This is a genomic window from Candidatus Pelagibacter sp. PS_28 (assembly GCF_059417885.1).
This window is the reverse complement of record NZ_CM182070.1, coordinates 42152-57651: the sequence shown is the minus strand read 5'-3', so window position 1 is coordinate 57651 and position 15500 is coordinate 42152. Positions and strand designations below refer to the sequence as shown.

The 15500-nt window shown below is 27.2% G+C and carries 13 protein-coding genes and 1 tRNA gene; 3 read left to right on the top strand and 11 right to left on the bottom strand.

The annotated features are described in order from the left end of the window. Entirely contained in the window at positions 1-2058 is a 2058-nt protein-coding gene (locus AC5SMR_RS00250) for a DNA gyrase subunit B (RefSeq protein ID WP_494576948.1), read from the bottom strand. Positions 2059-2171: 113 nt separating this feature from the next. After that, positions 2172-2261, bottom strand: a tRNA-Ser gene (locus AC5SMR_RS00245). 131 nt (positions 2262-2392) lie between these two features. On the opposite strand from AC5SMR_RS00245, the gene AC5SMR_RS00240 reads away from it, so the two are divergent. Then, positions 2393-4240 carry a hypothetical protein gene (locus AC5SMR_RS00240; protein WP_494576947.1) on the top strand — a complete coding sequence of 616 codons (1848 nt, stop codon included), beginning with the start codon at positions 2393-2395 and terminating at the stop codon, positions 4238-4240. Positions 4241-4247: 7 nt separating this feature from the next. Here the strand turns inward: AC5SMR_RS00240 and AC5SMR_RS00235 are convergent, their stop codons facing one another. Further along, a complete protein-coding gene (locus tag AC5SMR_RS00235) occupies positions 4248-5129 on the bottom strand; it encodes a hypothetical protein (RefSeq protein ID WP_494576946.1) in 882 nt (293 codons plus the stop codon). A gap of 2 nt (positions 5130-5131) precedes the next feature. Further along, the gene (locus tag AC5SMR_RS00230; RefSeq protein ID WP_494576945.1) at positions 5132-5818 is read right to left on the bottom strand and encodes a DapH/DapD/GlmU-related protein; all 687 of its coding nucleotides are present in this window, start codon (positions 5816-5818) and stop codon (positions 5132-5134) included. 55 nt (positions 5819-5873) lie between these two features. Here AC5SMR_RS00230 and AC5SMR_RS00225 point away from each other — a divergent pair, with 55 nt between their 5' ends. Both AC5SMR_RS00225 and AC5SMR_RS00220 read left to right on the top strand, forming a co-directional pair. Continuing rightward, the gene (locus AC5SMR_RS00225) at positions 5874-6842 is read left to right on the top strand and encodes an SDR family oxidoreductase (RefSeq protein ID WP_494576944.1); all 969 of its coding nucleotides are present in this window, start codon (positions 5874-5876) and stop codon (positions 6840-6842) included. A 2-nt stretch (positions 6843-6844) separates the two neighbouring features. Next, positions 6845-7963 carry a DegT/DnrJ/EryC1/StrS family aminotransferase gene (locus AC5SMR_RS00220; RefSeq protein ID WP_494576943.1) on the top strand — a complete coding sequence of 373 codons (1119 nt, stop codon included), beginning with the start codon at positions 6845-6847 and terminating at the stop codon, positions 7961-7963. On the opposite strand, the gene AC5SMR_RS00215 is transcribed toward AC5SMR_RS00220, so the two are convergent. The 7 genes from AC5SMR_RS00215 to rpmI are packed head-to-tail and all read right to left on the bottom strand — an operon-like array spanning position 7960 to position 15459. Continuing rightward, on the bottom strand, positions 7960-8766 hold the full coding sequence (locus tag AC5SMR_RS00215) for a DUF4422 domain-containing protein (protein ID WP_494576942.1): 807 nt from the start codon (positions 8764-8766) through the stop codon (positions 7960-7962). The genes AC5SMR_RS00220 and AC5SMR_RS00215 overlap by 4 nt on opposite strands. Next, positions 8767-9564 carry a glycosyltransferase family 17 protein gene (locus AC5SMR_RS00210; protein WP_494576941.1) on the bottom strand — a complete coding sequence of 266 codons (798 nt, stop codon included), beginning with the start codon at positions 9562-9564 and terminating at the stop codon, positions 8767-8769. It abuts the gene before it with no gap. 3 nt (positions 9565-9567) lie between these two features. Continuing rightward, the gene (lepA, locus tag AC5SMR_RS00205) at positions 9568-11376 is read right to left on the bottom strand and encodes a translation elongation factor 4 (RefSeq protein ID WP_494576940.1); all 1809 of its coding nucleotides are present in this window, start codon (positions 11374-11376) and stop codon (positions 9568-9570) included. A gap of 2 nt (positions 11377-11378) precedes the next feature. Beyond that, positions 11379-13787, bottom strand: a complete 2409-nt coding sequence (gene pheT / locus AC5SMR_RS00200) for a phenylalanine--tRNA ligase subunit beta (RefSeq protein ID WP_494576939.1) — start codon at positions 13785-13787, stop codon at positions 11379-11381. After that, entirely contained in the window at positions 13784-14851 is a 1068-nt protein-coding gene (gene pheS, locus AC5SMR_RS00195) for a phenylalanine--tRNA ligase subunit alpha (RefSeq protein ID WP_494576938.1), read from the bottom strand. Before pheS ends, pheT begins: the two co-directional genes overlap by 4 nt. 43 nt (positions 14852-14894) lie before the next feature. Further along, positions 14895-15251 carry a 50S ribosomal protein L20 gene (gene rplT / locus AC5SMR_RS00190; RefSeq protein WP_494576937.1) on the bottom strand — a complete coding sequence of 119 codons (357 nt, stop codon included), beginning with the start codon at positions 15249-15251 and terminating at the stop codon, positions 14895-14897. Between the two features lies 1 nt (position 15252). After that, the gene (rpmI, locus tag AC5SMR_RS00185; protein ID WP_006997462.1) at positions 15253-15459 is read right to left on the bottom strand and encodes a 50S ribosomal protein L35; all 207 of its coding nucleotides are present in this window, start codon (positions 15457-15459) and stop codon (positions 15253-15255) included. Positions 15460-15500: the final 41 nt, after the last annotated feature.

Sequence of the window (15500 nt, the reverse complement as noted above, 5' to 3'; positions counted from 1 at the left end):
TTAGATATCTAGATTTTGAACATTAATTGCATTTGAAACAATAAAATCTTTTCTCAATGCAACATCATTACCCATTAATGTGTGTATTAAATCTTGATCTTTTTTTATATCTTTTGAGTATTGTACTTGTAATAAATTTCTTGTTTCAGGGTCTAACGTAGTATTCCATAGCTCTTCTGGGTTCATCTCTCCCAATCCTTTAAACCTTTGAATACTCATTCTAGATTTTTCATCTTCATAAGCTTTAATGAATTCTTTTGTTCCTTTTTTAATTTTTTGTAATTCTTTATTATTCTTTAAAATATAATCTTCTAACTCTTTTTCATCTTTTATATAAATGCCTTTTGTTCCTTTATTGATCTTGAACAAAGGTGGCTGTGCAAGATAAACATGCCCATTTTCAATTAGTTTATTAAATGGCTTGTTGTTAAAGAATGTTAGTAATAATGCTCGTATATGAGAACCATCAACATCGGCATCAGTCATGATAATAATTTTTCCATATCTTAAATCTTTCAAATCAATATCTTCAACTTTTGGATCAAGGCCAAGTGCATTAATTAAAGTCACAACCTCATTAGATGACATCATTTTTGCTAAAGATTTTGTTCTATGTTCGCTACTATCTCTATTACTATTTTTTTTAAGAATAATCTCTTCCACATAAGTATTAAGAATTTTACCTCTAAGTGGTAAAACAGCTTGATTTGATCTATTTCTTCCTTGTTTAGCAGAACCCCCTGCAGAATCTCCCTCAACAATAAACAATTCTGTTCCTTCTTGTTTGCCTATTTGACAATCTGCTAATTTTCCAGGTAATCCACTTAATTCTAAAGCACCCTTACGTCTAACATTTTCTCTAGCTTTTCTAGCAACATCTCTTGCTAAAGCTGCCTGCATTACTTTAGATAAAATAATCTTAGATAAAGTTGGGTTTTGATCAAACCATATTGAAAGTTTTTCACTAACAATACTTTCTACAATCATTCTAACTTCTGATGAAACAAGCTTATCTTTTGTTTGAGAAGAAAATTTAGGATCTGGTATCTTTGCTGAAATTACACATGTAAGACCCTCTTTAATATCGTCTCCTGAAATAGTTAATTTATTTTTTTTTAATAAATTATGCTCTGTAGCATATTTATTAATTACTCTAGTAAGGGCGCTCCTAAATCCTAATAAATGGGTACCACCATCTTTTTGATAAATGTTATTTGTATATGGATAGATGTCTTCTCCATAACTTGCATTCCACTTTAAAGAACATTCAATCTCAATATTATCTTTTTTTCCTTCAATATAAATGGGTTTCTTGAATAAATCATTGCCTGTTTTATTTACAAGTTTCTCTCTTTTTTCATCTAAAAAATCAACAAACTCTAAAACTCCACCATCGAATTTAAATACAATTATTTTTTCTTTTTTTTGATTTAAGTCATTAACGGTTATTTTTATTCCCTTATTCAAGAATGCAAGTTCACGCATTCTTTTAATAATTATACTTGGAGTAAATTTAATTGAAGAAAATATTTCTTTTGATGGTAAAAAAGTTATTTGTGTTCCAGTTTCTTTTGATTTTCCTATAACTTTAAGAGGTGCTTTTGAGGCTCCATCTTTAAATTCTATAAAATATCTATTTCCATCTCTATCGATTTCTAATTTTAATTTTTCTGATAATGCATTCACAACTGAAACTCCAACACCATGTAAACCACCTGATACTTTGTATGAATCATGATCAAATTTTCCTCCAGCATGAAGCTGAGTCATAATAACTTCTGCAGCAGACATTTTTTCACCCTTATGCATATCAACGGGTATTCCTCTACCATCATCTCTAACCGTAATGGTTCCATCAGAATTTATTTTAACATCTATATTTTTACAGTGTCCTGCTAAAGCTTCATCTATCGAATTATCAACAACCTCATAGACCATATGATGCAAACCTGTTCCATCATCGGTATCACCAATATACATTCCAGGTCTTTTTCTAACAGCCTCAAGACCTTTTAAAACTTTGATGGAGTCTGCTTGGTATGTGTTTTTGTTTGTCATTTTATAATTTTAGGAAAAAAAAATTATAACATTTTTTAAAAAAAAAGCTTATTTATATTAATAAAAAAATATTAAAATTATCTAATTAACCCTAAAAAACAAGGCTTATTTAATGGCAGAGAGAATGGGATTCGAACCCATGAAAGAATTGCTCCTTTACACACTTTCCAAGCATGCGCCTTCAACCACTCAGCCATCTCTCTAATATTTTATAGTAAAATTAATTATTAATAATAGAACTATTTTAAATAAAAATATAGGAACAAAAATCTATTATATTATAAAGATATATGTGATGCAGTTAAAAATGATAATTCCAGTAAATTAAAATTGCATGAAAGAAACATTTATACATAATTTAAAAATTATATTTCCAGCCATTATTGCTATCATAGTTGGAAGTTTGTTGTGGGATAAAATACAATTTGAATATCATAATCCAAATGAAATTGTTGGATATTATAGTATCTTCAAACATAGTGCTTTAAACGATAATTTTAGATATATTTTTTTTGTAAGTTTGCCTCTTTTTACTTATTTATTGAGTTTTATTTTTTTTAATAAATTAGATTTAAAATCGTTAAAAGAAATTTTAATTTTAGATAAAAACAATGCTTTTAAGGAAAATGTATCAATAATTTTTCTTTTTTATTTTTTATTTATATTAATAATTTTTTTTATCTCTCGGGACTTTAATACACATGTGATAGATCTTTTTCATGAAGGACAAGCTTTATCAGGTGCTCTTAATTTTAAACTAGAAAATGAACTTTGGAAAAGTTCTTTTGTTGTAACAAGTTTATTTGTTGATATTTTAAATGCAAATATTGCATGGGACTTATTTAACTCAAAATCATTATCGGCGTATCGGTATTTTATAAAAATTCTTAATCTAATTTCTGCATTATCAATTTTTATTTTTATATTTAAATTTGTTAATGGAACAAGCTTAAATAAAAACCTTAAAACACTTTTTTTTATTATTCTTGGATATTTTGTTTTTTCTTTAATAAATAATAATGCTTTTAGCTACAGAGATTTACCTCTGTTTATTTTTTTTATAGTTGTTTATGAAATATTTAATCAAAAAAAAATAAATTTTTTAGACTGTTTTATCTTAGGTGTATTACCAATATCTAGTTTACTTTGGAGTCTAGACAGAGGAGTTTTTATGATAGCTGGTTATATTCCTCTTTTTTTAATCTTCATCTCAAATAAAAGTATTAAGGAATTAATTTTAATTATACTTATTTTTATAATTTCAATTTTTATTTTTTATCTTGTAATAGGTCAAATTGAATTTACTAATTTTATAATCAATTCTCTTGATATATTGAAAGGTTCTGATCTTCTTAATGGAATCATACATCCCACACCTTTTACAAATCAAGATGGGTCAACACGGGCCACTAAAAATTTAATATTTATAATTATAAATGGTATAATTTTAATTAATTATCTTTTTAAAAAGAAATCAAATTTAAATAAAAATTTAATTTTATTTATTTTTTTATACTATTTTGTTTCTTTAATATTTTATAAAATTGGATTAACTAGATCTGATGGAGGTCATATTAAACAAGGTGGTACTCTAAATTTAATTTTATTAATATATTTTATTATCTACAACCTTCTATTTACACTCAATAAAGTTAATAAATTTGAAAACTTAAAACCTATTTTTTTTAAATTAATTAACAGTTTATTAATTCTAGTTTTTTTTATTATTTATATTCCTAATAACTCTTTTAAAAATATTTATAATTTTAAAGCTAGATCACTTAATTATATAAAAACTTCTGATAAATTTTATTTAAAACCAAATGAAATTAATTTAATTAAGGAACTTGAAATATTAACTAAATATGAAAACTGTTTTCAAATATTTTCATATGAAACTGCAATTTCTTATTATTTAAATAAATCGAGTTGTACTAAATTTTATCATATAATGAATATGGGTCAGAAAAAAAATCAATTTTTGTTTGTTGAAGAATTAAAAAAATCATATCCTAAGTTTATTCTTATGGGGGGCACGTATCAAAATATTGGAAATATGAAAGGACGAAATCAAGTTGAACTCTCACCAAAAGATAGGTTTCCCTATATTTATGACTTTATAATGAGTAATTATAAAATTTTTAAAGAGATTGATAATTGGCAAATTTTAATTAGAGATTAATTAGTTATTAAAAATTAAAAAAAGATTTAATTTTATTAATTTTTCTTCGATAATTTTTTATTTGTCTATCAAAAAACCTAAATAAAAAAAATTTTCTTTTATCTCTTTTAGCAATTATAGGAAAAAAATTTAAATGATTAAATGTTCTTTTTCCATTCATATCTAGTGCCCACTCTGATTCATAAGCTGATAAAAAATTACAATTAATTTTTTTTGCTAATATTGAAAGTACACTCTGTGAATGTCTATGTGCAATAAATCCAGGTAAAGGTTTCTCAATAAATTTAGTTTCATCATCATCAATTAAATCATATCTATTTCTTGTAATTTCATAGTGCTCTTTCATTAAATTGTTTGAAACCAAACATTTACGTAAAAAAAATGAACCTCCCCATACTTGGGGTGTTTGAATAATGTTATCTTCCAATCTGAGGTTAAAATATTTAATTAGATCAGATTTTGTATATTCATATTCTAAGTTTTTTGCAAAATTGTAATTACTAAATTCTTTACTCAGATCTGGCTCTTTGTATGAAAAAAATAAGCAACCTTTTTCATCCTTTTTAACAATTTCTATATATTCTTTTAATCTAGAAATACCTTTTATATTAAAGTGACATCCTACGTCACACCAGTGGTAAATATCCCCTTCATTCATTTTGGAAAGAACAACTTGATGGATATAAGTTTGCCAGACCCAATGGCCATATCCTCTTTTTTTTCCTTTTTTTAATAGTTTTGATATATATTCTTTAAAATCATCATTAAGATCATCTTGATTAAATATATAAATATTATCATAAACATTCATTAATGTGGCTTGTTCTTTAAAACGATCAGCTGATCTTTTAAGATCAGACGAATAAAATGTTGCTAGATTTATTTTCATCTTTATTTAAAAATATCTAAATTAACTTTATGTTCTATTTTTTTTAGGAATTTAGCTGGATTTCCAACTACTACATCATTTTTTTTAACATCATTCATTACAACTGCACCTGCTCCAATATATGCCCCTTCTTCAATTTGAACTTTGGGCATCACTGTTGCATTCAAGCCTATCGAGACATAATCTCCTATGACGGCATTGCCTCCAATTACAGCTCCTGGCATTATATGCACTCCATTACCTACAATACAGTCATGTTCTAAAATTACTCCAGTGTTAAGAATGCTATAGTCTCCAAGTTTGGCGTTAGTTTGAACAACTGAGTTTGGGAAAAGCTGAATACCTTTACCTAATAATTTTTCATTATCCACATATGTACTTTTACTAATAATATTAAGAGGTTTAATCTTTTTATTTTCTAATTCTTTAGAAATGAAGTATCTGGCCATACCAAGATCATTTCCTATGCACGTTACAAAATAATGTGAATTCTTAAAAAATTCTTCTAAATTTTCTTTTTTATTAGAAAATTTAGCTTTTGATTTAAATTTTGCTTCATCTAAACCTGGGTCAAATAAGTATTTAACAAATAAATTTTTAGTATCTTCCTTGATTTTATTGTTTTTTATAAGATCATGTATTATGCCTGCTTTGTATTTTGCACCCCAAAAAAATATATTTTTAATCATTATATTTCAATATAAACAAAACTGTATTATATCAAATGGTATATTTATAAATTGTATGAAAAAAATTTTAATACTAGGTTCTGAAGGTTTTTTAGGTTCAGTTTTAGTGCCTCATTTAATAAATGATGGCAAAATTGTTGTTGGGGTTGATAAGTGTTTTTTTGGAAAAAATAATATTCCCAATAAAAACTTCACACTATATAAAAAGGACTATAATCATCTACCTAAAAAATTTTTTGAAGATTTTGAGTTTATTGTTGACTTGGTAAACATTTCAAATGATCCAGCATCTGAATTAAATAAGGTGTTTACAAACACTACCAACTATCTAAATAAATTAAAGTTATATAAAAAAATTGAAAATAATAAAAAAATTTTAAGATACATCTATATGTCTTCTTGTTCAGTATATGGAAATAATAAAAACTTAATTTCGGAAAGATCAAAGCCAAAACCAATATCCCTTTATTCAAAGTTATGCCTGAAGTATGAAAAATATTTAAAAAAAAGAAATAAAATTCCTTTTACAATCATGAGACTAGGTACTCTTTATGGCTGGTCAGAAAGAATGAGATACGATATTGCAATTAATAAAATTATACGAGATATGATTTTTTCTAAAAAAATTGAAATTTTAGGTGGAACACAATTAAGATTTTTTTGTCATAATCAATTTGCCTGCGATGTAATAAATCAAATTATTACAGAAAATAAAAAACAAACGCTAAATAAGGTTTTTAATATAGGAAATTTTAATACAAACATAATTCAACTAACTAAAAAAATATTAAAACTTACTAAAATAAAAAATGTAAATATACACCATGAAATAAATACAATCGATAAAAGATCCTATGAAGTTTCAATTAAAACTGCAAAAAAATTCCAAAATAAAATAAATTTGAATAAATTGACTAATGAGTCAATTTTAAAGACTTTTCATTTTATTAAAAAAGATCAAGACCCTTTTTCTAAACAAAAAGTAACTTTAAACGTTTATAAAGATTTCTTAGATAAAAAATAAATATGGTTCCATTCTTTAAGCATAATTTAGATAAAAATAGAAATTATCTTAAAAAAACACTTAACAGCTCATATCTAACATCTGGACCCATCTGTGAAAAAGTAGAAAATTTACTTTCAAAAAAATTTAATAAAAAATTTGCAATTTTAACAAATTCATGGACTAATGGTTTAATAAGTATTTTATTATCACTAAAACTAAAACCGTCCGATGAAGTAATAATACCAGCTTGTACTTTTGTTGCTTGTGCAAATGTTGTTGAAATGGTTGGTGCAAAGGTAGTATTTGCAGATATTGATGTAGAAACAAAACTCCTAGACATTAACGATTGTTTAAGAAAAATAACGAAAAATACAAAAGTTATTATGCCTGTCCATCTTTATGGAAATCTATTTAATACTAAAAAATTAAGAACTTTTGTAAAAAAAAAAATATGTATCATAGAAGATAGTGCACACGCTTTTTGTGGCGAATATCAAAATAAAACCTTGGGAACTTATGCAGATTTTGCTGTATTTTCTTTCTATGCTACAAAAAGTATTACTTGTGGTGAAGGTGGCGCTATAATAACCAATCATAAAAAATATGCGGAAGCTATAAGATCAATTTCTAACAACGGAATGACAAAACCTGCCTTTAAAAGATTTGTTAATAATAAATACATTCCATGGGATGTTAATCAGTATGGATTTAAATCAAATTTGAGTGATATTAATGCTTCAATACTTATTGATCAGGTTATTAATTACTCCAAAAATGTAAAAATAAAAAAAAATATATTTAAGAAATATAAAAAATATCTAGAAGAAATTAAACAAATTAACTTTCCTTTTAATAATAAAAATAAAGATAGAGATTATTACTTGTTACCAATAGGTGTAAATAAAATATACAGAAATAAACTAATAGAACATCTTCTAAGTAAACAAATTTTTGTTACAGTAAACTTTAGATCAATTACAGAGTTATTCTATTACAAAAAAAAATACCCCAAGACCACTTGTCCTGTAAGTGAAAAATGGGGTAAAGAGCAAATCAGCTTACCATTTCATAATAAAATAACAGAAAAAGAAATTAAGACTGTTTGCCTTGAAATAAAAAAATTTTTTAAAAAAAACTAACTTTTGGTATCATGAAAAACCCAAGGCCACTCCAAATAATTGGTATGTTTTTTAAACCAAAATGACAAATATCTTTCTGCAAGATAAGCATATAATCTTTGAGTGTCATAACCTTTTAAATCATCAAATCCAAATAAATTTTCACACCTACTTAACCATGGAAATAATGCACTAAACCAAAGGTTAGCAATTTTGGGTTTGGCTATAAACATTATATGTGGATTAAAACTTGTTGATATATTGATATACTCTATAAAATCTGCTCTATCTACTTCATCAAGAAGATTGGCTGCCTTTATTAAATTACCATGACCATGATGCATATCAAAATGCAATTTGATAGTACGTCTATCCTTAGAAAATAAAATTAAAGGATCCTGAATAATAGATTTAAATCCTCTTTTAAAAATTTTCATTATTTTAACATTATTTAAATCAATAGGCTTACAGATAATAGATTCATAGTTTTTCCATGTGATGGGTACTTTGTTTAAAAGATTTTTTTTATGTATATCATTTTGTATTTTATTTTCATTAAGATTGTCATTCATCCAAAATCTTCTTTTTTGACAAAAGCCTACCCATTCATCTTTATTTTCTAATTTTTGTAAATTTTTCCAATACCAATAATGAAAAGTTAATTCTGAGAAATATTTCTCTTTATAAAAGATATTATCTTTTTCATTACAACTAATATAATTTTTTGGAGCTATACCTTGGCCAACCCATCCAATCTCATAGTTAATATCGTGTGTAAAGTTAATCTCTTTATTTGTTACACAGTATATTTTTAAATTAGTCATTTAAGCTAATAAATTTTTGTATTTCTCTTTATTTAACAATAGATATTTTGGTAGCTGTTTTTCATCATTAATTTTGATAAATTCAAAAGGTCTGCCAAATAGATCTTTTCTTGAATTTATTTTTTTTTCAATATTAAGAATATCTAAAAATTCAGACTTATTAAACTCACTATGTGCAAAAGATTCTATTTTTTTCTTTATATCCATTATGCTCATTACAAATGAAAAATGCCATCCCCCATCTTCAATAATATTCCATTGTAATTTTTGAATATATTTTTTTATTCTCCATACTTGGTATTTTTTTATTTTTTGATTTCTTATCCATTGAGGTGATTTTAAATATTTCTTTTTACAAACTCTGGTGCCCATCCAGTTTGGTTCTGTTATATTGTGAAGGTTAAATTTGTAATAAAACATTTTTTGAGTAAATACCGTATATTTCTTTTTTTCGAAAATTGTTTTGTCTTCGATTTTTGGTATCTCATCTAAATCAGAAATCATTATATAATCATCTGGTTTTGCATCACCTAAACCATTAGTTATAAAATTACGATTATAGTTTTCTCTTTGCCATGAAGTAAGATTTTTTGGAAAGCTATGTAGTACTAAGTATTTTATTTTTTTTTTGAATTTAGAATAATTTTCCAACCTAAAATTTAATTTTTTTTTATTTCCTTGATGATCAAAGAGTGACTCGATAATTATAAATTGATCTACATGCTGGTCTAAAATATTAAGCCTTAAATCTAATAGCAAGTCCTCACTATTATACATAAAACAATCAAATAATTTCATATTCTAGTTATCTTTATTTATTTTTAGCACACCTATAAATGCTTCTTGTGGTATTTCAACTTTACCAAACTGTTTTCCTCTGGCCTTTCCTTTTTTCTGCTTATCTAATAGTTTTCTTTTTCTATCTCTAGCTCCACCACCATGAATTTTTGTTAAAACATCTTTTTTAAAACCCTTAATAGTTTCTCTTGCTATAATTTTTCCTCCAATTGCTGCCTGCACTGGAATCATAAAATTATGACGTGGGATTAAATCTTTTAATTTTTCACATACCTCTCTTCCAACAGTTTGTGCAAAATCTTTATGAACCATCATTGATAAAGCATCAACTGGCTCAGCATTAACAAGTATTCCTAATTTTACTAAATCTCCTTCTCTATGACCTATGATCTCATAATCAAAACTTGCATAGCCACTAGTCATTGATTTAAGCCTATCATTAAAATCAAAAACAACTTCATTTAGAGGGATTTCATAATTTAAAACAGCTCTATTACCCGAATAACTCAAGTTTGTTTGTACTCCTCTTTTATCCTGACAAACTTTTATAATTGCTCCTAGATATTGATCCGGTGTAATAATCGTTGCTTTAATCCAAGGCTCTTCAATAAACTTGATTAAAGTAGGTTCTGGTAAACTTGAAGGGTTTTGTAACTCTATTATGCCTCCTTTGTTCATATGAACTTTATAAACAACCCCTGGTGTTGTAGTTAATAAATTTATATCAAATTCTCTTTCTAATCTTTCAGTTATAATTTCTAAATGCAAGAGACCTAAAAAACCACATCTAAAGCCAAGACCTAACGCAGATGAAGATTCTGCCTCATATGAAAAACTAGCATCATTTAATTGAAGTTTACCTAAACCATCTTTTAATTTTTGGTATTCAGAGCTGTCAACAGGAAACAAACCACAAAATACAACTGGCTTACTTGGTTTAAATCCAGGTAGTGCTTCTTGATGTGGTTTAGTTGCATCGCAAATAGTATCTCCCACTTTTGTTTCTGATAAAATTTTTATTCCTGTTGTTATAAAACCAATTTCTCCTGCATTTAATTCATTAACATCAGTTGCTTTTGGAGTAAATACACCTACTTTTTCAATTATATATTCTTGGTCAGTAGACATCATTTTGATCTTCATATTTTTTGAAATTTTTCCATTAATAACTCTAACAAGAATAACCACCCCTAAGTAAGTGTCATACCAACTGTCAACTAATAAGCATTTTAAATCAGCATCTTTTTCTCCTTCTGGAGCTGGTAGTGACACAATAATTTGTTCTAGAATATCTTCTATACCCTCACCTGTTTTTCCAGAGCAAGGTATGGCATTTTCAGTATCAATACCTATGACCTCTTCTATTTGCTTCTTTGTTTTTTCTAAGTCTGATGCTGGTAAATCAACTTTATTTAGTACAGGTACTATCTCATGCTTGGTGTCTAAAGCTTGATAAACATTAGCCAATGTTTGAGCCTCTACTCCTTGGGTACTATCAACAATTAAAATAGATCCCTCGCATGCATACAGAGATCTACTAACTTCATAGCTAAAATCTACGTGTCCTGGAGTATCAATTATGTTTAGAATATAGTCTTTACCATCTTTTGCTTTATAATTAAGTTTAACTGTTTGAGCTTTAATAGTTATGCCTCTTTCTCTCTCAATATCCATTGAGTCTAGAACTTGTGCCTTCATTTCTCTTTCGGTTAGACCACCACAACTATGAATTATCCTATCTGCAATTGTTGATTTACCATGATCAATATGCGCAATGATTGCAAAGTTTCTGATGTGATCAATTTTTGTCATGATTATGATCTAATCTTAGCACCAGTTTTGGATTCAACAGCAGAAATAATAAGTTGATTAATTTTGTTTAAATCATCCTCAGTCAAAGTTTTTTCTAAAGATTGAATAATTACATTTAATGCAATTGATTTTTTACCTTCAGGAATATTTGCTCCTTCATAAACATCAAATACTTTGACAGATTTTATTAACTCTTTGTCTACATTAGAGATGGTTTCAATTAATTCTTGAACTTTAAAATTTTTATCTAAAACAAAAGCAAAATCTCTTTCTGATTTTTGAAAATCTGAATATTTATACTGAGTTTTTTGATCTTTTAATGATTTTTTTGGCTGTTTTAAATTGTCTAAAAATATTTCAAAACCCACTAAAGACTCAACTTTAATATCTAATTTTTTTAATATACCTGGGTGAATATCACCAAAAAAAGCAACTATTTTTTCTTTTCCTTTGTTAAGAAATATTCTTCCTGATTTTCCAGGGTGATAATAGCTTGGTGTTTCATCGTCAATATAGAGCTTATCTTTATTATAACCTGCTTCAACTAAACTTTTGATAACATCACTTTTAACATCAAACACATCTATTAATCTTTCTTTTTCCAGCCAGCTCTGCCTAGCCAATTTTCCTGATCTTAATCCAGTAGCGACTGTCTGTTGCTCACCTGGCTCAGATCCTAAAAAAGTTGGACCTATTTCAAAAAATGATAAATCTTTAAATCCTCTTCCTAAATTCTTATTCAAATGAATTATCAAATTAGAAAAAATTGAACTTCGCAAAACGTTCAAATCAGAACTTATAGGATTAATTATTTTAATTTCTTTATTATTTTCAATGAATAGTTGATTAATTTTACTGTCGGTAAAAGACCATGTGATAGCTTCAAAATACCCCTTAGAAGCAATAGATCTTTGTAAAAAATGAAATAATTTTTGTTTTAAATTTAATGTTTGCTTTTTTCTAATTTTTTCAGGTTCAATAATTTTAATTTGATCATAACCCTTAATTCTTACAAGTTCTTCTACCACATCAACTTCTTGTGAAATATCTGGTCTCCAAGATGGTATAACGACATCTAGCATTCCCTTGTTTTCTTTAATTTCAAATCCTAGGTTATCTAAGATTTTTATCATTTCTTTTATATCAATATTAAATCCAGTAATTTTTTCAAACAAAGAAGGATCAAATTTTAATGATTTTTTTTTAACATCTTCAATTTTTTGAATATCAAATTCACTAACTTCACCGCCACATATTTCTTGTATTAAATTAGCTGCTCTTTCAAGTCCTTGATCAATTGATAATGGATCAATACCTCTTTCAAATCTAAATTTTGCATCCGTATCTATATTCAAGATTTTAGATGATTTTCTGATTGATCGTGGACTAAAGTAAGCAGACTCAATTAACACATTCTTTGTATCTAGTTCAGTTCCAGTTCTTGTGCCTCCTATTATGCCTCCAAGACCTAATACGCCTGACGCATCTGATATGACACACATCTCATCCTCTAATTTATACTCCTTATTATCTAATGCTTCGAATGTTTCACCTTTTTTTGAGTTTCTTACAACTATTCCTTTATCTATTTTATCAACATCATATGCATGAAGTGGTCTATTCAAATCAAACATTACATAATTTGTAATATCAACTATTGCCGAAATAGGTTTTTGGCCTAGAGCAATTATTTTGTCTTTTAGCCACTCTGGACTTTCAGTATTTTTTACTCCTTTAATTAAACAACTACCAAAGGAAATGCATGCTTGATTTTTTTCATTTTCAATTTTTACACTAATTGTTTGTTTATTTTTTTTATCAAGTTTTTTTTCTTTTTGATTTATTAATCTTCCCGCGCCTGCAGCAGCTAAATCTCTTGCTATTCCTCTAACCCCTAAGCAATCTGCTCTATTTGGTGTAATAGAAATATCAATTACATTTAAAATTTTTTTTGGAAAATAATTTTCTCCTACTTTTTTGTTATATTTTTCTGGTAAAAGCTCTGTTATGCCATCACTTTCGTTTGATAGGTTAAGTTCAGATTCTGAACAAAGCATTCCATATGAGGTTACACCTCTTATTTTACTTACCACCAATTTCATTTGACTTTTTGGCACTACAGCACCAGGAGGAGCATAAATTGTTAATAAACCCTCTTTAGCATTTGGAGCTCCACAAACAACTTTTACTGGTTTGCCCGAACCTATATCAACATCACATACTCTAAGCCTATCTGCATCAGGATGCTTTTCAGCCTTCAGAATTTTAGCAATTACAAATTGATCAAGCTCTCCTGATTGACTATCAACACCCTCTACTTCTAAACCAATATCTGTAAGTTTATCGATGATTTGATTTTCATTAAGTTTGGTATCTAAATGATCTTTGAGCCATGCTGTTGTAATCTTCATCGGCTTAAGCCCCTATAGTTTGTTGGGACATCTATTGGATCAAATCCAAAATGATTTAGCCATCTATAGTCACAATCAAAAAAGGCTCTTAAATCATTAATGCCATATTTCAACATTGCGAGCCTATCTATTCCTATTCCAAATGCATAACCTTGGAATTCATCAGGGTTTACTTTAACATTTTTTAAAACATTGGGATGAACCATTCCACAACCTAAAACTTCTAGCCATTTATCACCTTCCCCAATTACTATTTTTCCATCTTTTATTTCATAACCAATATCAACTTCTGCAGATGGCTCTGTAAATGGGAAATGACTAGGTCTAAATCTCATTTTAATTTTATCAACCTCAAAAAACTCTTTAATAAAATAATTTAAGCATCCTTTTAAATGCCCCATATTTATATTTTTATCAATATGTAGCCCTTCAACTTGATGAAACATTGGAGTATGAGTTTGATCGCTGTCAGATCTATATGTTCGCCCTGGCGCTATTATTTTAAAAGGTGGTTTATCATTAAGCATTGTTCTAATTTGAACTGGTGAAGTATGTGTTCTTAAAAGCAGCTCTTTTGTATCATCTAGATAAAAAGTATCATGCATATCTCTTGCAGGATGGTTGTCAGGTGTATTTAACGCAGTAAAATTATTATATTCATTTTCAACATCTGGTCCCTCTTCTACACTAAAACCAATTTCTGAAAAAATTGAAGAAATTTCATCTATAACTTGAGATACAGGATGAATTTTTCCCTGAACAAAAGGTCTCTCTGGTAAAGTTATATCTATTTTTTCTTTTTCTAATTTTTTGTTAATCTCTTTTTTTTCAATATCATCAATTTTTATAGTAATTAAATTTTCAAGTTCACTTTTGACTAAGTTTAAATCTGATGCAAATTTTTTTCTATCTTCTTCTGCTAATTTTCCAAGCTGTTTAAATTGCGAGCTGATTAACCCAGTTTTACCAAATAGTTCTGTTTTAATTTGATTAACTTGATTTAAATCCAAATTTTCTTTTAACTTTAAAAGAAATTCATCTTTTATTTTTTTAATATCAGACATATTGAGAGATTATTTCTTCACCGAAGAAAAACAATAGTGAAGATTAATTTAGTGCCGATTGAGCTTTTTGAACGATCGTTTTAAAGGCTTCTGGGCTATCGTATGCTATTTCAGCTAGTATTTTTCTATCTAACTTAATTCCACATTTAGTTAAACCATTAATAAATTTTGAATAAGTTATTCCTTCAGATCTAACACCTGCATTAATTCTTTGTATCCATAAAGATTTAAATTCTCTTTTTTTAGTTCTACGATCTCTGTATGCATATTGCATAGCTTTTTCCATAGCTTGCTTTGCAACTCTTATAGTGCTTTTTCTTCTGCCCCATTGACCTTTGACAGCTTTTAAAACTTTTTTATGTTTTGCGTGACTTGTTACGCCTCTTTTTATTCTAGCCATTTTATCCTCTTAAACTGTAAGGCATGTATGATTTAACTATTTTGCCATCTTGTTTTGACATAGCAGTCGTGCCTCTTAATTTTCTAATTTGTGAATTTGTTCTTTTTATCATGCCATGTCTCTTTCCAGCTTGAGCCATCATAACTTTCCCTGTAGCTGAGATTTTAAATCTTTTTTTTGCTGAACTTTTAGTTTTTAATTTTGGCATAATTCTGCGGACTTATACAAATATTGGAATGGATTTACAAC